Origin of the sequence: Cupriavidus basilensis (assembly GCF_029335485.1) — a bacterium.
GTDB classification, from domain to species: Bacteria; Pseudomonadota; Gammaproteobacteria; order Burkholderiales; family Burkholderiaceae; genus Cupriavidus; species Cupriavidus basilensis_E.
The window spans coordinates 12,423-37,259 of the sequence record NZ_JARJLM010000654.1 but is presented as its reverse complement, the minus strand read 5'-3'; the positions used below and the strand labels follow the sequence as shown (position 1 = coordinate 37,259).

19 protein-coding genes and 1 pseudogene are annotated in these 24,837 nt (G+C 66.1%); 10 read left to right on the top strand and 10 right to left on the bottom strand.

Features of this window, described 5'->3' with window-relative positions; genetic code table 11:
• Positions 1 to 29: 29 nt before the first annotated feature.
• From P3W85_RS40275 to P3W85_RS40265, 3 genes are all read right to left on the bottom strand, one after another.
• Positions 30 to 1,289 carry a diguanylate cyclase domain-containing protein gene (locus P3W85_RS40275; protein ID WP_276268904.1) on the bottom strand — a complete coding sequence of 420 codons (1,260 nt, stop codon included), beginning with the start codon at positions 1,287 to 1,289 and terminating at the stop codon, positions 30 to 32.
• Entirely contained in the window at positions 1,286 to 1,861 is a 576-nt protein-coding gene (locus tag P3W85_RS40270; protein WP_051078488.1) for a YfiR family protein, read from the bottom strand. The genes P3W85_RS40275 and P3W85_RS40270 overlap by 4 nt, the downstream gene beginning before the upstream one ends.
• Before the next feature lie 421 nt (positions 1,862 to 2,282).
• Positions 2,283 to 2,495 (bottom strand): hypothetical protein, encoded by a 213-nt coding sequence (locus tag P3W85_RS40265; RefSeq protein WP_276268903.1) that lies wholly within the window; start codon positions 2,493 to 2,495, stop codon positions 2,283 to 2,285.
• A gap of 333 nt (positions 2,496 to 2,828) precedes the next feature.
• Here P3W85_RS40265 and P3W85_RS40260 point away from each other — a divergent pair, with 333 nt between their 5' ends.
• Positions 2,829 to 3,164 carry a hypothetical protein gene (locus tag P3W85_RS40260; protein WP_276268902.1) on the top strand — a complete coding sequence of 112 codons (336 nt, stop codon included), beginning with the start codon at positions 2,829 to 2,831 and terminating at the stop codon, positions 3,162 to 3,164.
• Positions 3,165 to 3,305: 141 nt separating this feature from the next.
• On the opposite strand, the gene P3W85_RS40255 is transcribed toward P3W85_RS40260, so the two are convergent.
• The gene (locus tag P3W85_RS40255; RefSeq protein ID WP_276268901.1) at positions 3,306 to 5,744 is read right to left on the bottom strand and encodes a sensor domain-containing protein; all 2,439 of its coding nucleotides are present in this window, start codon (positions 5,742 to 5,744) and stop codon (positions 3,306 to 3,308) included.
• Between the two features lie 631 nt (positions 5,745 to 6,375).
• On the opposite strand from P3W85_RS40255, the gene P3W85_RS40250 reads away from it, so the two are divergent.
• Complete coding sequence (locus P3W85_RS40250; protein WP_276268900.1) at positions 6,376 to 7,353, top strand: Bug family tripartite tricarboxylate transporter substrate binding protein; 978 nt, start codon at positions 6,376 to 6,378, stop codon at positions 7,351 to 7,353.
• Positions 7,350 to 8,651, top strand: coding sequence for a sulfatase family protein (locus P3W85_RS40245; protein ID WP_017227373.1), 1,302 nt, complete (start codon positions 7,350 to 7,352; stop codon positions 8,649 to 8,651). The genes P3W85_RS40250 and P3W85_RS40245 overlap by 4 nt, the downstream gene beginning before the upstream one ends.
• 45 nt (positions 8,652 to 8,696) lie before the next feature.
• On the opposite strand, the gene P3W85_RS40240 is transcribed toward P3W85_RS40245, so the two are convergent.
• A complete protein-coding gene (locus tag P3W85_RS40240; protein WP_276268899.1) occupies positions 8,697 to 9,635 on the bottom strand; it encodes a LysR family transcriptional regulator in 939 nt (312 codons plus the stop codon).
• Between the two features lie 179 nt (positions 9,636 to 9,814).
• On the opposite strand from P3W85_RS40240, the gene P3W85_RS40235 reads away from it, so the two are divergent.
• Together P3W85_RS40235 and P3W85_RS40230 are read left to right on the top strand one after the other, a co-directional pair.
• Entirely contained in the window at positions 9,815 to 10,054 is a 240-nt protein-coding gene (locus P3W85_RS40235) for a hypothetical protein (RefSeq protein ID WP_430869708.1), read from the top strand.
• 53 nt (positions 10,055 to 10,107) lie between these two features.
• The gene (locus tag P3W85_RS40230) at positions 10,108 to 11,520 is read left to right on the top strand and encodes a M20 family metallopeptidase (RefSeq protein WP_276268898.1); all 1,413 of its coding nucleotides are present in this window, start codon (positions 10,108 to 10,110) and stop codon (positions 11,518 to 11,520) included.
• Between the two features lie 41 nt (positions 11,521 to 11,561).
• Here the strand turns inward: P3W85_RS40230 and P3W85_RS40225 are convergent, their stop codons facing one another.
• Positions 11,562 to 12,071 carry an Lrp/AsnC family transcriptional regulator gene (locus P3W85_RS40225; RefSeq protein ID WP_017227369.1) on the bottom strand — a complete coding sequence of 170 codons (510 nt, stop codon included), beginning with the start codon at positions 12,069 to 12,071 and terminating at the stop codon, positions 11,562 to 11,564.
• Positions 12,072 to 12,275: 204 nt separating this feature from the next.
• Between P3W85_RS40225 and P3W85_RS40220 the strand changes: the two genes are divergently transcribed.
• The 3 genes from P3W85_RS40220 (at position 12,276) to mdeB (ending at position 17,258) form a co-directional block, all read left to right on the top strand.
• Positions 12,276 to 13,292 (top strand): 1-aminocyclopropane-1-carboxylate deaminase, encoded by a 1,017-nt coding sequence (locus P3W85_RS40220; protein ID WP_017227368.1) that lies wholly within the window; start codon positions 12,276 to 12,278, stop codon positions 13,290 to 13,292.
• Between the two features lie 188 nt (positions 13,293 to 13,480).
• Positions 13,481 to 14,443, top strand: a complete 963-nt coding sequence (locus tag P3W85_RS40215) for a Bug family tripartite tricarboxylate transporter substrate binding protein (RefSeq protein WP_017227367.1) — start codon at positions 13,481 to 13,483, stop codon at positions 14,441 to 14,443.
• 121 nt (positions 14,444 to 14,564) lie between these two features.
• The gene (mdeB, locus tag P3W85_RS40210) at positions 14,565 to 17,258 is read left to right on the top strand and encodes an alpha-ketoglutarate dehydrogenase (protein WP_276268897.1); all 2,694 of its coding nucleotides are present in this window, start codon (positions 14,565 to 14,567) and stop codon (positions 17,256 to 17,258) included.
• Here mdeB and P3W85_RS40205 read toward each other — a convergent pair.
• A pseudogene (locus P3W85_RS40205) lies at positions 17,256 to 17,711 on the bottom strand (LysR family transcriptional regulator); the annotation flags it as partial. The gene mdeB and the pseudogene P3W85_RS40205 overlap by 3 nt on opposite strands.
• 298 nt (positions 17,712 to 18,009) lie before the next feature.
• Here P3W85_RS40205 and P3W85_RS40200 point away from each other — a divergent pair.
• A complete protein-coding gene (locus P3W85_RS40200; RefSeq protein ID WP_276268896.1) occupies positions 18,010 to 19,056 on the top strand; it encodes a 4-hydroxythreonine-4-phosphate dehydrogenase PdxA in 1,047 nt (348 codons plus the stop codon).
• A gap of 89 nt (positions 19,057 to 19,145) precedes the next feature.
• Here P3W85_RS40200 and P3W85_RS40195 read toward each other — a convergent pair whose 3' ends face one another.
• Positions 19,146 to 20,600, bottom strand: coding sequence for an NAD-dependent succinate-semialdehyde dehydrogenase (locus tag P3W85_RS40195; protein ID WP_276268895.1), 1,455 nt, complete (start codon positions 20,598 to 20,600; stop codon positions 19,146 to 19,148).
• 13 nt (positions 20,601 to 20,613) lie between these two features.
• On the bottom strand, positions 20,614 to 21,888 hold the full coding sequence (locus P3W85_RS40190) for a 4-aminobutyrate--2-oxoglutarate transaminase (RefSeq protein WP_276268894.1): 1,275 nt from the start codon (positions 21,886 to 21,888) through the stop codon (positions 20,614 to 20,616).
• A gap of 122 nt (positions 21,889 to 22,010) precedes the next feature.
• Here P3W85_RS40190 and P3W85_RS40185 point away from each other — a divergent pair, with 122 nt between their 5' ends.
• Positions 22,011 to 23,501 (top strand): PLP-dependent aminotransferase family protein, encoded by a 1,491-nt coding sequence (locus P3W85_RS40185; protein WP_346430332.1) that lies wholly within the window; start codon positions 22,011 to 22,013, stop codon positions 23,499 to 23,501.
• A gap of 21 nt (positions 23,502 to 23,522) precedes the next feature.
• On the opposite strand, the gene P3W85_RS40180 is transcribed toward P3W85_RS40185, so the two are convergent.
• Positions 23,523 to 24,596, bottom strand: coding sequence for an MBL fold metallo-hydrolase (locus P3W85_RS40180; protein WP_276268893.1), 1,074 nt, complete (start codon positions 24,594 to 24,596; stop codon positions 23,523 to 23,525).
• Positions 24,597 to 24,837: the final 241 nt, after the last annotated feature.

Genomic DNA, 24,837 nt, shown 5'->3' with positions numbered 1-24,837 from the left:
CGCATCGCAAATGGCCGCATCGGTTTCTCCTATCCCTGCGCACCCGGGCCGGCACTCCGCCAGGTGCCGCCCGAATGACGCTTGGCATCGTACATGGCCCCGTCCGCGGCCTGCAGCAGTGCCTTGGCGGTCCACGCGTGGAGCGGAAACACGGCAACACCGATGCTAAGCGAGGCGACAATGTCAAAGCCGTCCGGCAAGGGGATGGGGTCCTTCATGCGCAGCAGAATCTGCTCGGCGATCTGCTTCGCATCGGCGTCCTTGCGCAAGGGAGCGAGCAGGACCGCGAACTCATCTCCGCCCAAGCGGGCAACGGCGTCCTCCTCGCGCAGGCACATGCGGATGCGCCGCGCGATGCTGACCAGTATCTCATCCCCCGCTGCGTGGCCAAAGCGGTCATTGATGTCCTTGAAACCATCGCTGTCCAGATACAGCACAGCGATCTGCTTCTGCTGCGCTTGCGCATCGCGAACCGCCCGCTGCAGCGCATCCTCGAACGCCCCGCGGTTCAGCAGTCCGGTCAAGCCATCGTGGCTGGCGCGGTGTGCCAGCGACCGGTTTTCGTGCTGGAGCTGGCTCTGCCAGGTCTCGAGTTCGTCCAGCAGGCCGTTGAAGTCCTCGCCGAGTGCATTGAGCTCGGCGATGCGGGCCGGCGGCGTGCGTTGCTCGAAGGCGCGTTCCGAGCGTACCGCGTGGGCTACGCGCATCAGGTTGCGCACGGGCTCGATAATGTGGACCAGCATGCGGCGCGATATGTAGTGCGCGCTGATCGCGGTGAGCAGCAGGCAAGCCAGCAAGCCCAGCAGGCCGCTCAGCACGAAGCGCAACAGATTGATGGGGTCGCCGGTCAGGCGAACGCTGCCCACCTTTTGCGTCTCATGGAGGATGGGCTGCTCCACCGGGCCGGACAGCATCAGGTCACTCATGGCTCGCCTCGGACCGGAGAATTTTCCGGTGGCGGGGCGCTGCCATGCGGCCAGCAGCCGGTTCTCCCGGTCGTAGACGCGTGCCTGGGCTACGTCTTCCGCGGCGGCGATGATCGCCAGCATCTCGCCCGCGGCCGCCCGGTCGCGGAACACCACCGGTGCTTCCAGCGTGTAGGCGATGGAGCGGGCCACCAGGTGCAGGTTGTGGTCGGCATAGACGCGCAGCGCTGCCAGGCCGATCGTGGTCAGCGAAATGCCGACCGTGCATACGGCGATCAGCGCCACACTGAAGTGGATGCGGCGCAGGGAGTGGTACAGCGTCGGACGCGATGCGGTTGCGCCGGGGCGGGACTGCCTTTTCATGACGGCGGCTCGCGGCGGCGGCCAAGCTGCAGTACGCCGGGATGGATGTGGATCCCGCTGCGGGCAACCGAATCCAGGTTGACGCGGAACGAAACGTCGTTATCGCGGATGTCGAGGCAGAACATGCTGACCACCTCGCACTCGTCGTCGTGTTCGGCGATGACGAGAACCGGCTTGCCGCTCAGTTCGGCTGACATCTTCTTGCGCCGGGCCTCCGTCATGGCGCCCAGATAGAGCGAGTCGCAGTCGCTCGCCAGTCCATCGTTCACCACGTCGACGCGCCTGGCCTGCACCGGGCGTCCGGTAGGCAGGCTTGCCCCTTCCAATAGCTTGCCGGTGTAGAGCGCGGAACCGTCCACGCAAAGGCGCAGCACGTCGCGCTCGGCGGGCCAGCGAGCATAGCTGAGCAGGTTGAGCACCACCTGGGCCACGGTCTCCAGGCGCGGCCGGGCAGCGTCCGCCGTGGCCGCCGGCATCGAAGCCGACAGCGCTGCCGCACACAGTGCCGGGAGAATACGAGGGAAGCGCAACGGCCTGCGTTTGCTGCATGATCCGCCTGGGGTGGTTGCCATCGGGGGACGGATCAGAAGGGGCGAGCGGCCAGGTTGTTTGGCGTTGCAGGGGGCATAGACCGGGGACATGCGCTGATCGGGTGTCGCCCGCGTGGATCGGCCTCAATGGCGGCGATCAAGTGTTTCATGGAAAACCTGCAGGCGGTTGAATGCAGTGTAGCCGTGCGGGCAAAGCCAGGAGGCGGCGGCCACATTTGTTTGCATTCGCGCTTCGCCGCCGCATTCGCCCCGGATCCCTTGGGGGGCAGTTCATGCGAGGCCGGGATATCGCGGGTGAGAGTGGAAACGGTCATGCGCGGAGCGCGCGGCCCGCGTCTGTCCGCTAGTCGCATGGCCAGGAAAACCTGCAGCATGGCTTTTCAGGAAAAGAAAAACCCCGCAGCCAAGGCGGGGTTTCCGTCATGCCGGGCGCAGCGGCAAATCAGGCTTGCGACTGGGTACCGTCCGTCGAATCCGTGTTGGCTTGCTCATCCTCTTTTTTCTCGACAGCGGCCTCCAGTGCAGCGGCGCCTTTGAAGCCGGCCACGGCTGCAATGCCCTTCGTCAGCAGCGAAGCGTCCGGGTCGAGTTTTTCCGCTGCCTCTACGGCCACCACCGCACCTGCGATCTTGCCTACCTCATCCAGAATTCCCATTGCCATCTCCATCCAGGTTGAACGTGGAAACACATGCTCTCACAAATGTCAGCGCCATGTCGCGTTGGCGCCGGGATTGTGGCGTAGTCGCCGCCGTCATTTTTCCGCTTGCGGGAAAGATGATGGCGATACCGCACCTCGCGCGAGCAACGGGGGCCGAAGTCGGTCCGCCGCCACTCCGATTGCGCCGGCCGGCGCCAAGAGCGCCCTGGGATTGTGATGGATGTGGGCCGCCGGGTATTTTCAACTTGCGACATCGACACTATTGTTTGCAGACGTTGCGCAAGCTGCCTAGTATCTTCCCCGGCGACGTATTGTCGCGCTGATTTTTTTATGAAAGCCATGGGACATCACCATCAGGGGAATGCACGCAGCGCCGCCGCCGCGTTGCGAAAGCAGATTGCGATCGGCTCACTGCTGGTTCTTGCCGGCAGCGCCGCACATGCGCGGGCCGAGAGCGGCCTGCGATGTGAAAAGGTCCACAGGCACGGTTTGACGGAGAAGGTGATTACCTACACGTCACCCGATGGAAAGACGTATGCGCTGAATGGCTACGCCCGCCTGCGTGCGCGCTCGCATCACTGGATCAGGGCAACCCATGCCTTGCCTCCGGAACAGGCAGCCGATTTGCTGTCGCGCGGGCTCAAGCTTTGCGACAGCCTTACCTGAGTTGGCTGAGCTAGCTGAGTTAGCTGAGTTAGCTGAAGGTACCCAGTACTTGAATCGGCTCGCTGGCCGCCAGCCACGGGCACAGTCGCAGTATGCGCGTGCTTGCCTTGAGGGCAATGCAGCTGCCCCGGGGCGCCCGGGTCAGTCCTCGGCCAGCGGCTTGGCGCGCTTGCGCCCACAGCGACGATTCGATGCCAGCCCCTGGGGGCGCATCGACCGGATTGCTGCCGCATTCGACGCCAGCCATTCGCCGGCAGCGGACGCCTCCAGCGGGTGGGAAAAGAGAAAGCCTTGCCCGATGTGGCAACCGTGTTCCGCCAGGAATTGCCGCTGGACATCGGTGGTTACGCCCTCGGCGACGACGCTTAGATCAAGGTTGCGGCCGATCCGGATGACCGCGTCGACCAGAACCTGGGCTGCCTTGCTCTCGTGCAGGTCTGCCAGGAAGCTCCTGTCAAGCTTGATCTCATTGACGGGCAGGTGGATCAATCTGCTGAGGCTGGAGAATCCGGTGCCGAAGTCATCGATCGACAGGCGGACGCCGAGTTCGTGGAGGGCGGTGAGGGCTGCTTCGGCCTCCGTCGTGTGATCCAGCAGGACGCCCTCGGTGATCTCGACGGTCAAGTCGCCGCCGGACAGCCCGTGCGCGCGCAGGGACCGGGCCACCGTCGCGATCAGGTCCGGGTCACGGAAACTGATCGGGGAAAGATTGACCGATACCGTTGGAACGGCCAGGCCCTGGGCTCGCCAGGCGCTCAACTGCCGGCAACCCTCTTGAATGGCCCAGTTGCCAATCTCCGTGATGAGGCCGGACTCTTCGGCCAGCGGGATAAACTGGTGCGCCGAGATCTCGCCGCGCTGCGGATGCTGCCAGCGAGCCAGCGCTTCAAGTCCCCACAAGCGGCCGCTGGCAAGGTCGATCTGCGGTTGATAGTGCAGGGTCAACTGCCGGGAAGAAACAGCGATGCGGAGCGCTTTTTCCAGTGTCTGCCGGTCTTCCAGCCGCCTCGCGATGGCCGCATCGTACAGGCACGCCATATTGCGTCCGGCTTTCCTGGCCTGATACATGGCCAGCTCGGCCTGCCTGAACAGCGTTTCGCGATCACGATTGCTGTCCGACAGCACGCTCACGCCGATGCTCACCGAAAGCCGCACGCCGTCGAGACGCGCAATCGTCAGTGGCTGGGCGAGCGCATGCACCAGGGCTTGCGCCGCGCCAAGTGCGTTGGCCTGTGCAAGTTGCGGGAGGATGACCCCGAATTCGTGGCTGCCGAGCCGTCCAACCTCTCCCTTCCCGCCGATTTCAGTCTGGACCCGCGTCGCGACTTCGCACAGCAGGTGGTCTCCGACCGCCTGTCCCAGGAAGCCGTTGATATGCTTGACCTTGTCGATCTCGATCACGAGGACCGATAGCGGTGAGCCGGAAGCGGTTGCCGCCAGGAGCGCCTCATCCGCGCGCATCAACAGGGATTGACGGTTGGGCAGCCCGGTCAGTGAGTCGGAGAACGCCAGTTCGCGGATGCGTTCCCGGGAGCGGTCGCGTTCGAAGGCCAGGACGCAAAGATGCGTGGCAATCGCCACCATCGACTCCTGGAAGCCGTCCGGCCCGCGCTGATGGCGGTAATAAATGGCGAAGGTGCCCAGCACGCGGCCATCGTTCGTCCGGATCGGGCTGGACCAGCAAGCGACGAGGCCCAGCGGCGCAAGCAGTTCCCGGAAGGGCGCTGCCCTTGGGTCGCTTGCCATATCGCGGACCAGAACCGCTTCGCCAAGAAATGCCGCCGCACCGCAAGCGCCGACCTGCGGGCCGATCCGCAGGCCGTCGATCGCCTGCGAGAATGCCTCCGGCAGGCTGGGGGCGGCCACCGGATGCAGCCTGCCTTGCTCCAGCCGCAGGACCGAGACGATCACGCCGGGCACCATGCGTTCGATTTGCCGGCACATCCGGGTCAGGATCTCCGCGGTCGGAACGTCACGCACCATGGCTTCCAGCGCCCGGTTCTGGATCGTTTCGCGTACCTTGGTATCGGTGATTTCGGTCAGGACGCAAAGGGCATTTTCCAGCCGCTCATCCGCGGCCAGCACCGGTGTCGTGACACAGGAATACCATCGGGGACGCCCTTGCTTATCCGGAATCAGCGCTTCGTGCTGCAGCGTGCGTCCGGTCTTGAGCTGGGCGAGCATCGAGTCGATGGTCTCCGTGGGCGTATTGACCGGGCGCAGGAGTTCCCGCGGGAGGCGGCCCATTGCTTCCGCTGGCGCATAGCCAAATGCATGCGTGAAGCTGGCATTGATCTGGCGTATTGCACCAAGCCCGTCGACGATCATGACCGGATTGTCGGTCTTGTCCATGCACATGGCGAGCAAGCCAGGCTCGCGCTCCAATGGTGGCGCAGGTTGCAGGTCCGTCGATACATCCGATCCGCCGACCGGAGACGCCAGCGATGGTATCGCGCGTTGTTCTTTGCGTTGCATATCGCGCACTTTTTTTGGCATTGGGGGCTGGCTGGCGTTCGGATTCAAATCGCGCGCAGGCGGTGTCGCCTCTTCATCGCCTGAATACATCATGGCGTGATTCAACTCTCTCCTGGGTCCGGTGCTGGCTTGGGGCATGGCGCATCGAATGCTGCGTCCGCCCGGCAATCTCCGGCACGTCAAAATAGCCTGTTAACGCAAGCCGCGTACTTGGCGATGACATCTGACCGTCCTGCCGTGCCCTTGTATCAAGGCGGTCTTTGCGGCAACGCTGCCGGGCGGCACGACCGGGACAGCCTGTGACGCATGCCGTCGGCCGCGCACGCGATCCTTGCCGCGTTGATGCGCCATTCCGGCTGGCGAGCGAACGCCGGCTTCGAGCGAGGCCCAGGCCGATGGTGATGGCGCCGCGATGGGCTTCCTGGCGCCGTGCCGGCGAGTGCGCGATTTTATAGAGGAGCGCCAAAGCGAAGTGAAAAAGAATGTATCTACGCTTCGCGACCTGCCAATGCGGTGCAGGCCGTGGCGACGCCCTTCCGGGGTTGGGCAGCGCGGCGCGATCAGTTGCCCCCTTGTTGCTGGCTATCCACAGAAGCGGGGATGATTGATTAGAACAATCGATGATACGGGACTTACAGTGGTCCGGCTCTTTGGCGCGCTGGCGCGCAGGCGCCTGACGGCAAGGTGCGCCGTGCGGCCACCGCCGCCCATATAAAAATGAGACGGAGACAATGCCATGATCCCAAGCCTTCGCGCCCCGTTGCGGGCCTTGACCCTCGCATGCATGCTGTGCGCGCCGGCGCTCGCGGCGCACGCCCAGGAGCGCTATCCCGTCAAGCCGGTACGCTTCGTCAACAGCTTCCCGCCAGGCGGCCCGTCCGATCTGCTGGCCCGCTCGGTGGCCGAGGTGCTGCAGGGCGAGTTCAAGCAGGCCTTCGTGGTCGAGAACAAGCCGGGCGCCGGCGGCAACCTGGGCGCCGGCGCCGTGGCCAAGAGCCCGGGCGACGGCTACACGGTGCTGTTCGGCATCGACACCACCTTTACCGTCAACCCGCATCTCTATGCATCGATGCCGTTCCGCCCGGGCGAGCTGAAGCCGCTGATGATCCTGGCGAGCTCGGGTTTGCTGGTCGGCGTGCATCCCTCCACAGGCATCCGCACCCTGCAGGACCTGCTGGCGCAGGGCAGGGCGAAGCCACTGAACTTCAGCTCGGGGGGCAGCGGCAGCCCCGGCCACCTGGCCATCGAAGCGGTCCTGCGCGCCACCGGCGTCAAGCTTAACCAGGTGCCCTACAAGGGCAGCACGCCGGCGGCGACGGCGGTAGTGGCGGGCGAGGTGGATGGCGGCATGCTGGCCACGCCGGCCATGCTGCCCTTCGTCAAGGCCGGCAAGGTAACGGCGCTGGCGGTGACCAGCCGGAAGCGCTCCCCGCTCGCGCCGGGCGTGGCCACGGTGGCCGAGCTTGGGTTCAAGGACCTGAAGCATGAGGTACTGTATGTGGCGATGGTGCCGGCCGCCACGCCCGAACCGGTACTGCGCATGCTCGAGCGCGCTCTCGCCGGCGCCCTGGCCCGGCCGGACGTGCAGGCGCGCATGCAGGCCCTGGACCTGCAGCCGGAGGGCATCACCGGCGCCGATGCCGCGCGGCGCCTGTCGGAGCTATCCGAGTACTATCGCCAACTCATTCTTGCCACGGGCATGAAAGTCGAATGAAACCCAACCTGATCTATATCGTCGCCGACGATCTCGGTTATGCGGACCTGGGCTGCTACGGTGGCCGCGAGCCGGTCTCGCCGGTGCTCGACGGCCTGGCCGCCAACGGCCTGAAGCTGACGCAGGGCTACGCCAACTCGCCGGTGTGCTCGCCCACGCGCTTTGCGCTGATGACGGCGCGTTACCAGTACCGCTTGCGCGGCGCGGCCGAGGAACCGATCAATAGCAAGAGCCGTGGCAGCAGCGCGCTCGGGCTGCCGCCGTCGCATCCCACCTTGCCTTCGCTGCTGCAGGCGGATGGCTATCGTACTGCCCTGATCGGCAAGTGGCATCTGGGGTTTGCGCCGGCCTTCGGGCCGCTGCTCTCCGGCTACCAGGCGTTCTTCGGGCCCATGGCCGGCGGCGTCGATTACTTCACCCACTGCGACTCCAGCGGGCGGCACGACCTGTGGCATAACGATGCCGAGCACCGGGAGGCAGGCTATCTCACCGATCTGCTATCCCGCCGCGCGGTCGACTTTGTGACGCGCATGAGCGGCGAGGGCGCTCCCTTCTTCCTGAGCCTGCACTACACCGCGCCGCACTGGCCCTGGGAGACGCGCGATGACGCCGCCCTTGCGCCGCAGGTCCGGGACAACCTGTTTCACCTGGACGGCGGCAACATCCACACCTACCGCCGCATGATCGGCCACATGGACGAGGGCATCGGCTGGCTGGTAGACGCGCTGCGCCGGCTCGGGCAGCTCGACAATACGCTGATCGTCTTCACCAGCGACAACGGCGGCGAACGCTTCTCGGACAACTGGCCGCTGGTCGGCGGCAAGATGGACCTGACCGAAGGCGGCATCCGCGTGCCGTGGATCGCCCACTGGCCCGCCGTGATCGCGCCCGGCGGCACCAGCGCGCAGCACTGCATGACGATGGACTGGTCGGCCACCTTGCTGGACGCCGCCGGCGTACGGGCCGACCCGGCCTTCCCGCTGGACGGGGTGTCGCTGATGCCACTGCTGCGCGATGCCGGACATGGCTTCCCGCGTCCGCTGTACTGGCGCATGAACCATCGCGACCAGCGCGCGCTGCGTGACGGGGACTGGAAGTATCTCCAGGTCGACGGGCATGAATACCTGTTCGACCTGAGCCGGGACGAGCGCGAGAGATCCAGCCAGGCGCAGCGCCAGCCCGAGCGGCTGGCGGCGATGCGCGAGGCCTGGCTGGCCTGGAACGCGGGCATGCCGCCGATTCCGGAGGATGCTACGGTCAGCCTGGGGTATTCGGCGGCGGACATGCCGCAGCGCTGAGGATGCGCCGGCCGGGCGCACTTCCCGGCTCAGGGCGGCGGACCGCTAGCGCCTGGGCCCGGGCCCATGGGCGGCCGATAGCCGTGAAATCAGGAAGTCCCGGAAAACGCGCACCACTTCCGCGTGCGTCCTTCCCTGCAAGGTCTGGACCTCGATGCTGCGCTCGCTCATCGCGCGGTCCCGGATGGGAATCGCGCACAAGCCGCGTTCTTCCAGCAGCAGGCGAACCGAGACCTCGCTCGCCAGCGTGATGGCATCGCTCAGCCGCGCGAAGTTCAGCAAGGCCTCGACGTAGTTGCTGGTGAATACCGGGTCGATCGTGACACGCTGGCGTATGCAGGCAATGTCGAACACCTGGCGCACGGTGGTATCCGCATCCGGCAGGGCCATCGGGTAGCCCTGCAGTTGTGACAGGGTGACCTGCCTGGATTTCGCCAGGGGATGGCCGGCGCGCATGATGGCAAGGCCGGGCGCGGGCTGGCGATGTTCCACCATCACGTCTTTCTGGCCGACCCGGCTGTAGTTGAACACCACGCCGATATCGCATTCCCCCTGACGCACGCGGCGGGTGACTTCGGCTGGCGCATCTACCGTCAGGTGAAAGCGTATGCCGCGATACTGGCCGCGGAACGCATCGATGACGCTCGGCAGGAACTGGATGGCGAAGCCTTCCGAACAGGCGATGCGCACATGGCCCGTGCCGAGGCCTTGCAGCGCCAGCACGTCGGCCACGACCCGCTCTGCCTCGAAACTGGATTTGCGCGCATGCGCCGCGAGCAGTTCGCCCGCCGCGCTGAGGATCATCCCCCGCGGCCGGCGCTCGAACAAGACCACGTCCAGGGCCTCCTCCAGGCCGGCAATCTGCCGGCTCACGGCGGAACCCGCGACGTTCAGGCGCAATGCCGCCTCGCTGATCGATCCGCAACGGACGACCTCCAGGAAGTAGCGCAGGGCGGTGCTCTGCAAACGATGGGACTGCGACACGAACTCTCCGGCTGGATGGGTGCGGTTTGCCTTTTAGGCAAACCATGTATCTGAATTCTATGCTTTTCGCAAAGTCAGAGAGGGCCTAGGATTCGAACAACCCTGCATTTCTTCGATCCAGCTGCACCTGGCCAGAGGCGAATCCATGAACGCGCATGTGAAATCGGTACGCTTGAGCTTTGCGCGCTCAGCCGGCGCTGCATGACGAGACGGGGCCGGTTTGGCAAGCCGGAAGAATTCTGGCGGATCGCGTCGCGGTGATGTATCGCGGCGGCATCGTGGAGCAGGCCGCTCGCGAGGCGATCTTTGCGGCGCCTTCCCACCCCGATACGCGCATGCTGCTGTCGTCCGCGCCGACTCCGGAGCCCGGGCTGGGGATCCCGGATATCCGGCGGGATTCCGAACCGCTCGCCGCTTGATCGAGGCGCGCGCACGCCCATGGATTTCACGAAACAGACCAGGAAGAAGAGACATGAGCCGCTCACAAGCCCTCGAACTCGCGGCCCGCTACTTCGATGACGGCAGCTTCGAGCAGGTGCTCCGGCAACGCGTGGCGATGCGCACCGAAAGCCAGAACCCCGCCAGCGCGGCCATCCTGGAGGCTTACCTGACCGATGCCATCGGGCCGCAGCTGGACGCCCTGGGATTCAGCTGGAAGCTCGTCGACAACCCGATCGCCGGCGGCGGACCGTTCATGCTGGCGCAGCGGCTGGAACCCGATGCCGCGTTCACCGTGCTGACGTACGGGCACGGCGACGTGGTGCGCGGCCAGGATGCGCAGTGGCGCGAGGGCCTTGGCCCCTGGGAGGTCTCGCTCGACGGAGACCGTTGGTATGGCCGCGGCACCGCCGACAACAAGGGCCAGCACACCATCAACCTGGCTGCGCTGACGCAGGTGTTGACGCTGCGCAAGGGCAGGCTGGGCTACAACGTCAAGATGATTCTCGAGATGGGAGAAGAGACCGGTTCGCCAGGCCTGCGGGATGTGTGCGCCACGTACGCCGGCGAGCTGGCAGCGGACGTGTTCATCGCATCGGATGGACCTCGCGTGGCGGCCGGGCGGCCGACCATCTTCCTGGGCTCGCGGGGATTCTGCAACTTCAGGCTGGCCGTCAATCTGCGCGAAGGCGCACACCATTCCGGCAACTGGGGCGGACTGTTGAGCAACGCCGGCACGCGGCTGGCGCATGCGATCGCCAGCGTGGTGGATGCCAGGGGCAGGGTACTGGTAAGGGGATTGTTGCCGGAGAGCTTGCCGGCGAACGTCCGTGCGGCGCTCATGACCATTGCGGTCGGCGGCGGCCCCACCGATCCCCGGATCGATCCCGACTGGGGAGAGCCGGGCTTATCGCCTGCCGAACGTGTGTACGGTTGGAACACATTCGAAGTGCTCGCCTTCAAGACCGGCAATCCCGACGCACCGGTCGGGGCGATTCCCGGCCAGGCGTTTGCGTTATGCCAGATCCGCTTTGTGGTGGGCAGCGACAGCGGCAATTTCATGCGCCACCTTCGGCAGCACCTGGATGCGCATGGCTTTCAGGACGTGTCGGTCCAGCCCGACGGCGAGCCGATGCAGGCAACCCGGCTGAATCCGGACGATGCGTGGGTGCGGTGGGCCCGGGAGTCGGTGCTCCGCACCACCGGCGAGCAGCCGGCACTGCTGCCGAACTTTGGCGGGTCGCTGCCCAACGATGTCTTTGCGGACGTGCTGGGCCTGCCCACGCTCTGGTTCCCGCATTCCTATCCGGCGTGCAGCCAGCATGCGCCCGACGAGCACCTGCTGGGCAGTGTGGCCAGGCAGGCGCTGCAGATCATGGCTGGCGTGTTCTGGGATCTGGCCGAGGGCGGCGCCGCCGTCGCCAGGACGCGGCCACCAGGCGCATGAATGCACGGCGCCCCGGCGCCGGCGCATGTGCTTGTGGCGCTTCAGATCGGAATCTGCGTCGTCGATAGCACCTGCTTGAGCACCATGAACGAGCGTATCTGCCGGACGCCCGGCAGATACAGAAGCTGCTCGGCATGAAGGCGATTGAAGCTCTCGCTGTCCTTGGTCCGCAGCATCATGAAGTAGTCGAACTCGCCGGTCACCACATGACATTCCATGCATCCGGAGACCTTCTGGGCGGCCTTCTCGAACTCGGAGAAGGATTCGGGCGTGGACCTGTCCAGCACCACGCCGATCATCACCAGCATGCCCGCGTCGAGCGCGGCGGGATTGAGCAGCGCTACGATGCCGCGAATCAGGCCCATTTCCTTCAGCCGCTCGACACGCCGGAGACAGGCCGGCGGGCTCAGGCTCACCTTTGCCGCCAGCGCCACATTCGAGATGGACGCGTCGCGCTGAAGTGCGCGAAGGATCGCCTTGTCGGTGCGATCCAATGTCTCGGAAAGGGGCGCGGGTTGCTCGGATTTGGTGCGAATTTTTATTTCGTCCATGATGATTTATGAAAAATTAACATGTCGATATCTGATGTTTGTTTTTCTAATAGTGCATAGATCAATCAATATTTGCAACCACGTTTCGTGTGTTTTTTCCTAGGATGGAGGCCATCGAAGCATCAATGAAAGGTCGTTCACATGCCTGTGTTCTTCGCCAGTCTTGATGCCTGGATACCCGCCCTCAAACCAGGAGTTGCCAGCATGAATCTGAATCGCTTCCCCCGCCACCAACTGACGTTCGGGCCCACGCCCATCCAGCCTCTGAAGCGACTGAGCGCGCATCTCGGCGGCAAGGTTGAACTCTATGCAAAACGCGAGGACTGCAACAGCGGCCTGGCATTCGGCGGCAACAAGACCCGCAAGCTCGAATACATCGTTCCAGATGCGCTGGCCCAGGGGTGCGACACGCTGGTCTCCATCGGCGGCATCCAGTCAAACCAGACGCGCCAGGTCGCCGCCGTGGCGGCGCATCTCGGGCTGAAGTGCGTGCTGGTGCAGGAAAACTGGGTGAACTACTCGGACGCGGTATATGACCGTGTTGGCAACATCCAGATGTCCCGCATGATGGGCGCCGATGTGCGCCTGGTCAGCGATGGTTTTGATATCGGGATCCGCAAGAGTTGGGAAGAGGCGATGGAGAGCGTACGCCAGGCGGGCGGCAAGCCGTACCCGATCCCGGCCGGGTGCTCGGAGCATCCGCTCGGTGGCCTCGGCTTCGTGGGCTTCGCGGAGGAAGTGCGGGCACAGGAGGCCGAACTCGGCTTCAAGTTCGACTACGTCGTGGTCTGCTCGGTGACCGGCAGCACGCAGGCCGGCATGGTGGTCGGCTTCGCCGCCGACGGTCGCGCAAACCGCGTGATCGGCATCGATGCATCCGCCAAGCCGGAGCAGACCCGCGCGCAGATCCTGCGCATCGCCAGAAACACCGCGCATCTCGTCGACCTCGGCCGCGAGATCACGGAGGAAGACGTTGTTCTCGACACCCGCTACGGTGGGCCGGAGTACGGCTTGCCTTCCGAGGAGACGCTTGAAGCCATCCGCCTGAGCGCCAAGCTCGAGGGCATGATGACCGACCCCGTCTACGAGGGCAAATCGATGCAGGGCATGATCGATCTCGTCCGCCGAGGCGAATTCCCGGCAGGCTCCAGGGTGCTCTACGCGCACCTGGGCGGTGCCCCGGCACTGAACGCCTACAGCTTCCTGTTCCGGAACGGCTGATCCGCCAGCCTGCCTGATTGCCCGAGGAAGGCCGGAGCGACGGGCATCCGCCCGGCGGTGACGGCGCTCGGGCGTTGCGGGCTGAAAAGAGACGCCACAAGACAGTGCCAAACGCAGTTGGCTGCTTTTTTTCCATCGCCAGATCAAAGGAGTAGAAACTGATGAAAACGACTCTACGCAGCGTCGCCATGGCGATCAATGTGCTCTCGTTGCCGGGATTGGCCGTGTGCGCAACGACTGCGCACGCCCAGGGCTATCCCGCCAAGCCTGTGATGCTGGTAGTACCGTTCCCGGCGGGTGGCGCGGTAGACATCATCGGACGGATGGTCGGCAAGAAGCTGGGCGAGAGTCTCGGGCAGGCTGTGGTCATCGAGAACCGCGCGGGCGCTGGCACGATCGTCGGCGCCAGCTACGTGGCAAAGGCAGCGCCTGACGGCTACACCCTGTTCATCAGTTCAGGATCGACCTTCACGGTCAATCCGGCCATCAATGCCAACCTGCCATACGACCCGGTCAAGAGCTTTGAACCGGTCGGCCTGGTGGCGCGCGTACCGCTGATCTTGCTGGCCAATCGCGATGTCCCCGTGGGCAACCTGAAGCAGATGATGTCGGTGGTAAAGGCCGAGCCGGGAAAATACGCCTATGGCTCGTTCGGCAATGGCACGACGGGGCATTTTGCTGGAGAGATGATCCTCGCCGCCACCGGGATGAAGTTGCAGCACATACCCTACAAAGGCAGCGCGCCGGCGATTGCCGACCTGATTGGCGGGCAGATTCCCTTCTCGGTCGACACCATTGCGGCATCCCTGCCGCATATCAGGAGCGGCAAACTCAAAGCGATCGCGGTGACCGGCGCCAGGCGCGCAACGTCGCTGCCGGATGTTCCAACTGTTGCGGAGTCTGGCTTCCCGGGCTTCGATGCCGATTCGTGGGTCGCGATCGTGGCGCCGCGCGGCCTGTCTCCTGACGTCAAGGCACGTCTGGAGAAAGCACTGGCGCAAACCATGAAAGACCCGGATATCCGGAAACAACTGATGGCCAACGCGCTGGAGCCCTCCTACGCGGCGCCGGACCAGGTTAGCGCCATGATCGAGAAGGACCTGCCGCAGATGCGCGCCATCGCCCAAAAGGCCGGTATCCAGGCAAATTGAGCCGGGCATTTGCCGGCGCCTGCCGGCGCCAGTCAGGTCTTGCCGGGAAACGGCGCAAGCAAGTGCAACATCGAGCCCCGGCAATTGCGGGCGGCAGTCAATCCAGCGGAGTGCAACAGAGATGGAAACGCGTGACCGCTTCGGTTCCACCATTGCGACCGATCAAGCAGATCCCGAGGAGCTTCAGGAATGGCGCGACGCGCTCGACGGCGTGTTGTCTGCCTGGGGGCCGGAGCAGGGCAAGGAGCGCGCCTGCGCCATCCTGGACGCGCTGCTGGCGCATGCGGGGAAGCGCCGGCTGCAGTGGCGCCCCGCGCAGGTAACGCCATACCTGAACACCGTGCCGGTCGAGGCGCAGCCGCACTATCCCGGCGATATGGCGATCGAACAGCGCCTGTCGGCGATCCTGCGCTGGAACGCACTCGCCATGGTCGTGCGGGCAAACCGGACGCACGGCGAACTCGGCGGCCACATCGCAAGCTATGCCTCCGCGGCCGACCTGTTCGAGGTCGGCTACCAGCATTTCTTCCGTGGCCGTGGTGCTGCGCAAGGTGGAGATCTCGTCTTCTTCCAGCCGCACTCGGCACCCGGTGTCTACGCGCGCGCTTTCCTGGAGGGCCGGCTGGACGAGGCCTCGCTTTGCCACTACCGGCAGGAGATCGTTGCCGAAGGCCATGGCGTGCGCGGCCTGAGTTCCTATCCCCATCCCTACCTGATGCCGGATTTCTGGCAGTTTCCGACCGGGTCGATGGGCATCGGCCCGCTGAACGCCATCTACCAGGCGCGCTTCATGCGCTACCTGGAAAACCGGGGGTTGCAGCAGACCGGCGAGCGCCGGGTCTGGGGCTTCTTTGGCGATGGCGAGATGGACGAGCCGGAGTCGGTCGCGGCACTGACGCTGGCCGCCCGGGAAGGGCTGGACAACTGCACCTTCGTCATCAATTGCAATCTCCAGCGGCTGGATGGGCCGGTGCGCGGCAATGGGCGCATTGTCGATGAGCTCGAGGCCTTGTTCGCCGGGGCGGGATGGAACGTCGTCAAGTGCCTGTGGGGGTCGGAGTGGGATGCGCTGCTGGCGCGCGATCATGGCCATGCGATCAGCCGCGCGTTCGCGCAGACCGTGGATGGCGAGTTCCAGACGCTCTCGGCCAACGATGGCGCGTTCAATCGCGATCATTTCTTCAGCAAGACGCCAGCGTTGCGGGAGCTGGTGGAGCATCTCTCCAACGATGAGATCGACCGCCTGCGCCGGGGCGGCCACGACCCGGCGAAGATACACGCGGCATTCGCCGAAGCAGCGAAGCGCAACGGGCGGCCCTCCGTGGTGCTGGCCAAGACCATGAAAGGCTATGGCATGGGCGCCATCGCACAGGGCCGGATGACCACGCACCAGCAAAAGAAGCTCGGCCAGGACGATCTGCTGGCGTTCCGGGACCGGTTCCAGTTGCCGCTCTCCGACGAACAGGTTGCACAGGCCGCGTTCTACCGGCCAGCGCAGGACAGCCCCGAGATCCGCTATCTCCATGCCAGGCGTGCTGCCCTCGGCGGATATCTCCCTGAACGCAATCCAGCTGCCGAGGCGCTGCCGGTACCGGGGCTGGATGCCACCGCCGCATTCGCCTTGCACGCCAACGGCAAGGCGATGAGTTCCACCATGGCCCTGGTGCGATACCTGGGCGCCTTGCTCAAGGATCCGGTGCTGGGTCCGCGGATCGTCCCGATCGTCGCCGACGAGGCGCGCACCTTCGGCATGGCCAACCTGTTCCGCCAGGTCGGCATCTACGCGCCGTTCGGCCAGCTCTACCAGCCGGAGGATTCGGCGTCCATGCTGTCGTATCGGGAAGTCAAGGATGGGCAGATCCTGGAGGAGGGCATTACGGAAGCCGGCGCGTTGTCGTCGTGGACCGCGGCGGCCACCAGCTATTCGACGCACGGCCTCACCATGCTGCCGTTCTATATCTACTACAGCATGTTCGGCTTCCAGCGTGTCGGCGACCTGATCTGGGCCGCCGCCGACCAGCGGGCACGCGGGTTCCTGATCGGCGCCACCTCCGGGCGCACCACGCTTGGCGGCGAGGGCCTGCAGCACCAGGACGGTACGAGCCATCTGGCGGCGTCGACCATTCCGAACTGCCGCGCCTATGATCCGGCGTTCGCCGGGGAACTGGCCGTCATCGTCGACCACGGCATGCGCCGCATGGTCAGCGAACAGGCGGATGAGTTCTACTACGTTACCGTCACCAATGAACTTGTCGAGAATCCGAGCCTGCCGGCCGCTGCCCACGAGGGCGTGGTGCGGGGTATGTACCTGCTGCGGCGTGGCGCCGCATTGGCTCACCGTGTGCAGTTGTTCGGCAGCGGGGCGATCCTGGGTGAAGTGCTGAAGGCCGCGCAGCAGCTCGAGCAGGCGCATGGTATTGCCGCCGATGTCTGGAGCGTGACCAGCTACATCGAGCTGGCGCGCGAAGGGGCGGAACGCGAGCGCTTATGGCGCCATGGCGCCATTCCGGCCAACGACAGCTGGTTCGGGCAGCAACTCAAGGCGAGCAGCGGACCGATTGTCGCGGCCTCCGACTATGTCCGGGCGCTGCCGGAAATGGTCCGTGCCTTTGTGCCGCCGGGGCGCCGCTATGTGACGCTGGGTACCGACGGCTTCGGGCGAAGCGATTCGCGGGCGGCGCTGCGCCGCTATTTCGAAGTCGACGCCGCGGCCATCGTCCAGGCAAGCCTGAGGGCAGTCGGGGAGATACTCGCGGACGAAACCGCTAGCGAACGCAGGCACCTGGCTGAAGTGATATCGCTGGCTTCGATATAACTGCGCCAGCAGGCGGTCGCTGGTGTCCACCGCGATCTCGATCGACAGCAGCGGGAACAGCGCCTTGAGCCCCACCAGCGCCTCGGTCAGCCGGCCCGGGGACGCCGCCATGATGCTGCCCACCGCGAACCGGCCGGCGCTGCCGAGGCGCAGTTCGCCGAGGTCGCGGTTGAGCGCTTCCATGCTGCCCCGGATGCCGCGGAAGTACCCCATCACGCGCTCGCCCGCGGGATTGAGCTGCAGGCCCCGGCCCACCCGCTCGAACAGGGGCTGCCCGAGCGAATCTTCGAGTTCGTGGAGCATCTTGGTCGCGGCGGGCTGCGTGAGCCCAAGCTGGCTGGCGGCGGCTCTGAGGGTCTTGCGCTCCTCGATGGCAAGCATCAGCGCAATCTGGCGCATGCGCAGCCGGTTGAGCAGTTGCGGTGTCGAGTCTTGCTTGTCGATGGAGCCCATTGATTACTCCTGGTTATCGATCTATCAAGTTCTTTCAATATACTGTGATCAATCGCGTGGCTACTATGCGTTCAACCGGCGCAGCTTCCAAACCCATAAATAGAAACTGGAGACATTGATGAAAGCACTGATGGCTCGACCGCGCGTGCGATCGCGCCCAGCCTGCCAACGCCCGGCCACGAGGGCCGCCATGATGGCTTCCTGCCCGTGACCCCTGCCCCGGCAGCATCCCCAGCGGATGGCTGTCCCCGGGGCGGCAACCTCTTCCGCATGAACCACATCAAACTGCACTGACACCATGATCCCTTCGACAAAACCCGTGGTCGCGGTCACGCTGGGCGATCCCGCCGGCATCGGCGCCGAACTGATCGCCAGGCTGCTGGCCAGGCCGGAAGCGGCGGCCATCGCCAATATCGTGCTGGTCGGCGACCGCTGGCTGTGGCAGGACGGCCAACGCATCGCCGGTACCGACGTGGGGACGGACGAAGTGGCAACGCTGGCCGAGGTGCGGGGCAGGGCCGGCACCGCGCGGCCAGCCTTCCTCGCGGTGGACAGCATCGCGGCCGCCGATGTGCACCGCAGCCGGGCCGAGGCGCCGGGCGGGCGTTCGGTGCTGCAGGTGCTGGACCAGTGCATGGACGCGACGCTGGCCGGCGCCATCGACGCGATCTGCTTCGCGCCGCTCAACAAGCAGGCCATGAAGCTGGGGGGCCTGCGCCATGAGGACGAGTTGCACCATTTCGCCGAGCACCTGGGCGTGACCGGCTACTTCTGCGAGTTCAATACGCTCGGCGACCTGTGGACGTCGCGCATCTCGTCCCACGTGCCGCTCAAGGACGTCGCCAGCCATCTCAGCGTGGCGCGCATCGAGCAGGCGGCGGAGCTGATCTATCGCGCGCTGCTCGCCAACGGCGTAGCCACGCCTAAGGTGGCGGTGGCGGCCTTCAACCCGCATGGCGGCGATGGCGGCGTCTGCGGCCGCGAGGAGATCGACATCATCGAGCCGGCGGTGCGCGCCCTGCAGTCCCGCGCCTGGCCGACCGACAAGCCGTTCCACGGCCCTTTCCCGGCGGACACCATCTTCCTGAAGGCGCGGGCGGGCGAGTACCAGGCCATCGTCACCATGTACCACGACCAGGGCCAGATCGCGATCAAGCTGATGGGCTTCTCGCGTGGCGTGACGGTGCAGGGCGGGCTGCCGATTCCCATCACCACGCCGGCCCACGGCACGGCCTACGACATCGCGGGCCAGGGCAAGGCCAATGTGGAGGCAACCTGGCAGGCGTTCCAGATCGCCTGCCGCATGGGCGCGGCCCGCAACCGATCGGTGGGAATGCCTGCCTGAACCCGTTCCATGTCCCGGCGATCGCGCGGCCAGCCGGGCCGGGGATCACGGCGGGGGCCCGCCCTGGCAGCGGCTCGCCTTTCCCACGCTTACTGGTCAAGCTCCAGGCAGAGATACTTCATCTCGAGGTATTCGTCGATGCCATGGCGCGAGCCTTCGCGGCCGAGGCCGGATTGCTTGACGCCGCCGAACGGTGCCACCTCATTCGAGATCATGCCGGTGTTGATGCCCACCATGCCGTACTCCAGGGCTTCGGCCACCCGCCACACCCTCGCCAGATTGCGCGAGAAGAAATAGGCAGCGAGACCGAATTCGGTGTCGTTGGCCATGGCGATGGCTTCGTCGTCGTCCCTGAAGCGGAACAGGGGCGCCAGTGGGCCGAAGGTTTCCTCGCGCGCCACCCGCATCGTGGCGGTGGCGTCGGCCAGTACCGTGGGCTCGAAGAAGGTGCCGCCCAATGCGTGGCGCTTGCCGCCGACCAGCACGCGTCCTCCCTGGCCGAGCGCATCCGCGATGTGGCTTTCCACCTTGGCGACCGCGTCGGCATCGATCAGCGGACCTTGCGTCACGCCGCTATCCACGCCATGGCCGGGGCGCAACTCGCCCACCGCGCGCACCAGCCTCTTTGCGACTTCGTCGTACACCGCGTCGTGCACGTAGATGCGGTTCGCGCAGACACAGGTCTGGCCGCTGTTGCGGAACTTGGAGGCCAGGATGCCTTCCACCGCGCGGTCCAGGTCGGCATCGTCGAATACGATCAGGGGCGCATTGCCGCCGAGTTCGAGCGAGAGCTTCTTGACCGTGCCCGCGCATTGCGCCATCAGCAGCTTGCCGATCTCGGTCGAGCCGGTGAAGCTGAGCTTGCGCACCACCGGGCTGGCGCACAGCACGCCGCCGATCTGGACCGGGTCGCCGGTCACCACCTGCAGCACCCCGCGCGGCACGCCCGCTTCTTCGGCAAGGACGGCCAGTGCCAGCGCGGTCAGCGGCGTCTGTTCGGCCGGTTTCAGGATCATGGTGCAGCCCGCCGCCAGCGCCGGGCCGGCCTTGCGCGTGATCATCGCGGCCGGGAAGTTCCACGGCGTGATCGCCGCGCAGACGCCGACAGGCTGGCGCAGCACCAGCAGCTTCTGGCTGGCGCGCGGGCTGGACAGGACCTCGCCGTCCACCCGCTTTGCCTCCTCGCCGAACCACTCGAGGAAGGAGGCGGCGTAGGCCACCTCGCCGCGCGCTTCGGCCAGCGGCTTGCCCTGTTCGGCGGTCATCAACTGCGCCAGGTCTTCCTGGTGGGCCAGCATCAGGTCGGCCCAGCGGCGCAGCACGGCCGCGCGGGCCTTGCCGGTCAGGGCTTGCCAGGCCGGCAGCGCGCGCGCGGCGGCATCCACGGCTTGCCGGGTCTCGGTGGCGCCCGCCTTGGGAACGGTACCGATGAGGTCCTGCGTGGCGGGATTGCGCACGGCCAGCACTTCGCCATCGGCGGCGTGCGTCCATTCGCCGTCGATCAGGCAGGTGTCGCGCAGTAGTTTGGGTCTTTGCAATTGCATGATGGTCTGTCTCTTACTGGGTCAGTCCTGCCAGCGCCTGCGACAGCGTGCCCAGCGCGGCATCGAACTGCGCCTGCGGGATGGTGAGCGGATAGAGGAAGCGGATCACATTGCCGTACGTGCCGCAGGTCAGCAGAATCAGCCCGGCCGCCATGGCGCGCTGCTGCACCTGCTTGGCGAACTCCGGGGCCGGCTGGCCGGTCGCGGGATCGTGGAATTCCGCGGCGATCATGGAGCCGAGCCCGCGGATGTCGGCAATGGCCGGACAGTGCGGGCGGGCCTCATGCAGGGCGGCCTTCAGCTGGTTGCCAAGCGTGGTGGCGCGCTCGCACAGGCGCTCCTCGGCAATGGCGTCGATCACCGCGTGGGCGGCGGCCACCGCCAGCGGGTTGCCTGCATAGGTGCCGCCCAGGCCGCCGGGCAGCGCCGCGTCCATGACGTCGGCACGGCCACAGACCGCCGACAGCGGCATGCCGCCCGCGAGGCTCTTGGCCATGGTGACGAGGTCGGGTTGCACCGGGTAGTGCGACATGGCGAACAGTTCGCCGGTGCGGCCGAAGCCGGTCTGCACTTCGTCGGCGATCAGCAGGATGCCGTGGCGGTCGCAGAGCGCGCGCAGCTGCTGCATGAACGCCACCGGTGCCGGATGGAAGCCGCCTTCGCCCTGGACCGGCTCGATGATGATGGCCGCCACGCGTTGCGGGTCCACATCCGCCTTGAACAAGGATTCCAGCGCGTGGATCGATTGCCCGACGCTCACTCCGTGCAGCTCGCAGGGGAACGGGGCGTGGTAGACATCGCCCGGGAACGGGCCGAAGCCGACCTTGTAGGGGACGACCTTGCCGGTCAGCGCCATGCCGAGCAGGGTGCGGCCATGGAAGCCGCCGGAGAAGGCGATGACGCCGGCCCGGCCGGTGTATGCCCTGGCGATCTTCACCGCGTTTTCGACCGCTTCCGCGCCGGTCGTGAACATCGCGGTCTTCTTGAGCCCGTCGATCGGCACCAGGGCGTTGATGCGTTCGGCCAGCGAGACGTAGCTCTCGTACGGCACGACCTGGTACGCGGTATGGGTGAAGCGCTCGAGTTGCGCCGCAATGGCCTGCATCACGCGCGGATGGCGGTGCCCCGTATTGAGCACGGCGATACCGCAGGCAAAGTCGGTGTATTCGCGGCCTTCCACGTCCCAGAGCGTGGCGTTCTCGGCGCGGTCCGCATAGAAATCGCACATCACGCCGACCCCACGCGGGGTGGCAAGGGCGCGGCGCTGGTTCAGTTCAAGGTTCTTCATCAGGTCTCCATGGGGCTGGCTGTAGCGGGAGTCGCCGGCCGGTGGCACGGCGACGCAGTGTGCATTTCAACCTCCTTTGGCACTACAATCCAGTACCGCATTGACAAATCCGATGGTGCCAATTGAGATCCATCTGTGGCGACCTGCTACTTCAGCGTCTTGGCCCCGAAGGCCCCAAGGCCCTCGCCAGACCGCTGAACCGTAGCCTCTACGAGTGCATTCGGGGGGCGATTCTCGACGGCAGCCTGGGTCCGGCGACGCGCTTGCCGCCGTCGCGCGACCTGGCCGCCGAGCTTGGGCTATCGCGCAATACCGTGATGTTCGCCTATGAGCAGTTGCTGGCCGAGGGCTATGTCCATGCCCGCACCGGCAGCGGTACCTTCGTCGCGGCGACCGCGCCGGAGGCCTACCTCAATGCCGTATCGGCCGAGGCCGATGCGGTCCAGGCGCAGCCCATGCCGGGCTTGTCTCCCCGCGGCCTGGAACTGCTGGCCAATGCGTCGGCTTCCCCATCGCAATGGGGTGCGTTCATGCCGGGGGTGCCCGACGTGACGCGCTTTCCACACCGGCGCTATGCCCAGATCGCGGCGCGCCTGTGGCAGCAGCCGCCACCCGAGTGGCTCAGCTATTGCCACGGCGGCGGCTTGCCCGCCTTGCGCGAGGCCGTGGCGACCCACCTGCGGGTGGCGCGCTCGGTGCGCTGCGATGCCTCCCAGGTCCTGATCACCGAAGGCATCCACCAGGCCATCGACCTGGTGGTCCGCCTGCTCGGCATGTCGGGCGAGCAGGCGTGGGTGGAGGAACCGAGCTACTGGGGTATCCGCAGCCTGTTGCAGGTGAGCGGCATCGGCATGGTGCCGATGCCGGTGGATGACGAGGGCCTGGCCTTGCCTGCGCAAGGCAGCGGCGCGGCAGGGCCGGCGCCGCGCTTTATCTTCGTCACGCCGTCGCACCAGTATCCGCTCGGCGCGGTGATGAGCCTGACGCGCCGGCGCGCCTTGCTGGAGTTCGCCAGGCGCCGCGGCAGCTGGATCGTGGAAGACGACTACGACAGCGAATTCCGCTTCTCCGGGCAGCCCATCCCTTCATTGCAAGGCATGGAGCCGGATGCGCCGGTGATCTACATCGGCACCTTCAGCAAGACCTTGTTCCCCGGGCTGCGCATGGGATACATGGTCCTGCCGCGCAGCCTGGCAAGCGCCTTCCAGACCGCGCATTCCGAGCTGTACCGGGCCGGGCACCTGATGACGCAGGCCACGGTGTCCGAGTTCATGCGGGCCGGCGACTATGCCGCCCACATCCGCCGCATGCGGCTGCTGTACGGCCGCCGCCGCGCCATCCTGGCGAGCCTGATCGAACGCTACCTTGGCGCCGGGGCGCTGCATGCCTATGGCAGCAATGCCGGCCTGCACCTGGTGCTGCGCCTGCCCGACGACGCGGACGACGTCGGCATCGCGAACGAAGCCGGCCGGCGGGGCATCCTGGTCAGGCCGCTGTCGCGCTATTTTCTCGGCAGCGCCGTGCAGCGCGGCTTGCTGCTGGGCTATGCATGCGTGCCGGAGGAGCGGATCGGGCCCGCGTTCGAGACCCTGCTCGGCTGCCTGAGGGCGTGATGCCCGGCCGGCCGCCGGCGTCTACCGCATGCGGTACCACGCGCAGCCGTCGTCGCCGGTTTTCATGACGGCTTCGCCACGGTGCAGCAGGTAGTTCAGGTGCGCCACGCTTTCGCCGGTGGCCATGCCCAGCAGGTTGGGTTCCGAGCCGATCGGGCGGGAGAACAGTTGCGGGAACACATCCACCGCGCGCCTGGGTTCGGCGAGTGCGCCGCGCAGGCGGTCGAGCGCCTGGTGCTGGCTGCGCATCAGGTGCTCGAGCCGCGCATGCAGGCCGCGGAACGGCTCGTTATGCGACGGCAGCACCAGCACATCGTCGGGGATCTCCCGCCGCAGCTTGCCCAGGGAGGCCAGCCAGTCGGCCATGGGATCGGCATCCGGCTCGGTCGGGAAGACGGAGACATTGGACGAGATCCGGGGCAGGACCTGGTCGCCCGAGATCAGCAGTTTCAACTCGGGGCTGTAGAAACAGGCATGCTCCGGCGAATGCCCGTTGCCGACCACCACGCGCCATTGATGGGCGCCGATGGTCAGGAACTCGCCGTCGCGCAGGCGGCGGAAACTATCCGGCAGGGCATGCACGAACTTGCCAAATCCGCCGAAGCGGGCGCGGTAGCCTTCGATGGCCTCTTCCGTCCAGCCGGCCCGCCGGTAGAAGCTCTCGCCGTCGGCGGGCGCCTCGCGCCCGGTGTCGGCGGCCAGCACCCGGCACATCAGGTATTCCAGCCGCGTCATCCACAGCCGGCAGCCGAACTTGCGGGTCAGCCAGCCGGCCATGCCGACGTGGTCGGGGTGCATATGGGTGACGAACAGGCGCGTCAGCCCGCCCTGCGCCAACGCGCCGCCTTCGGCGAAGAGGTCGCGCCAGGCCGCGGCGGTCTCGCTGGTCTGCAGGCCGGAATCGAATGCTGCCCACCCGTCGCCGTCGCGCACCGCCCACAGGTTGATGTGGTTCAGGCCAAGCGGCATCGGCATGCGCAGCCACAGTACCCCGGGCGTAATTTCGCGCGCCAGGCCCGGCGCGGGTGGATCGCCGCATGGGTAATCCAGATTGGGCTTGTTGTCGGGGGAGGGGACGAGGGTCTTGTCGTTCATTGTTTGTTCGCCGTCAATCGTTAACCGTTAACCGCCTGTTGCCGCCTGCTAAGCACCTGGGATCGCGAAAAGGCCGATCCTCCGGTTAAGGATCATAAGGTGCCTTCGCCCTTGATGCACACCAAAGTTGCAAGCGGGGCCATGGTCCGAACCGGATCAAGTCTGTCGGAAGTCACCCGCGGCGCCATCCGTGCGAAGGGGGTGGCTTCCGCGGAATCCTGCGCGGGGGAGGCCGCGATGA

Excerpts from the sequence above, each read along its gene's own strand:
- P3W85_RS40275 (WP_276268904.1), bottom strand. The coding sequence starts at position 1,289 with ATGAAAAGGCAGTCCCGCCCCGGCGCAACCGCATCGCGTCCGACGCTG.
- P3W85_RS40270 (WP_051078488.1), bottom strand. The coding sequence starts at position 1,861 with ATGGCAACCACCCCAGGCGGATCATGCAGCAAACGCAGGCCGTTGCGC.
- P3W85_RS40265 (WP_276268903.1), bottom strand. The coding sequence starts at position 2,495 with ATGGGAATTCTGGATGAGGTAGGCAAGATCGCAGGTGCGGTGGTGGCC.
- P3W85_RS40260 (WP_276268902.1), top strand. The coding sequence starts at position 2,829 with ATGAAAGCCATGGGACATCACCATCAGGGGAATGCACGCAGCGCCGCC.
- P3W85_RS40250 (WP_276268900.1), top strand. The coding sequence starts at position 6,376 with ATGATCCCAAGCCTTCGCGCCCCGTTGCGGGCCTTGACCCTCGCATGC.
- P3W85_RS40245 (WP_017227373.1), top strand. The coding sequence starts at position 7,350 with ATGAAACCCAACCTGATCTATATCGTCGCCGACGATCTCGGTTATGCG.
- P3W85_RS40230 (WP_276268898.1), top strand. The coding sequence starts at position 10,108 with ATGAGCCGCTCACAAGCCCTCGAACTCGCGGCCCGCTACTTCGATGAC.
- P3W85_RS40225 (WP_017227369.1), bottom strand. The coding sequence starts at position 12,071 with ATGGACGAAATAAAAATTCGCACCAAATCCGAGCAACCCGCGCCCCTT.
- P3W85_RS40220 (WP_017227368.1), top strand. The coding sequence starts at position 12,276 with ATGAATCTGAATCGCTTCCCCCGCCACCAACTGACGTTCGGGCCCACG.
- P3W85_RS40215 (WP_017227367.1), top strand. The coding sequence starts at position 13,481 with ATGGCGATCAATGTGCTCTCGTTGCCGGGATTGGCCGTGTGCGCAACG.
- mdeB (WP_276268897.1), top strand. The coding sequence starts at position 14,565 with ATGGAAACGCGTGACCGCTTCGGTTCCACCATTGCGACCGATCAAGCA.
- P3W85_RS40200 (WP_276268896.1), top strand. The coding sequence starts at position 18,010 with ATGATCCCTTCGACAAAACCCGTGGTCGCGGTCACGCTGGGCGATCCC.
- P3W85_RS40195 (WP_276268895.1), bottom strand. The coding sequence starts at position 20,600 with ATGCAATTGCAAAGACCCAAACTACTGCGCGACACCTGCCTGATCGAC.
- P3W85_RS40190 (WP_276268894.1), bottom strand. The coding sequence starts at position 21,888 with ATGAAGAACCTTGAACTGAACCAGCGCCGCGCCCTTGCCACCCCGCGT.
- P3W85_RS40180 (WP_276268893.1), bottom strand. The coding sequence starts at position 24,596 with ATGAACGACAAGACCCTCGTCCCCTCCCCCGACAACAAGCCCAATCTG.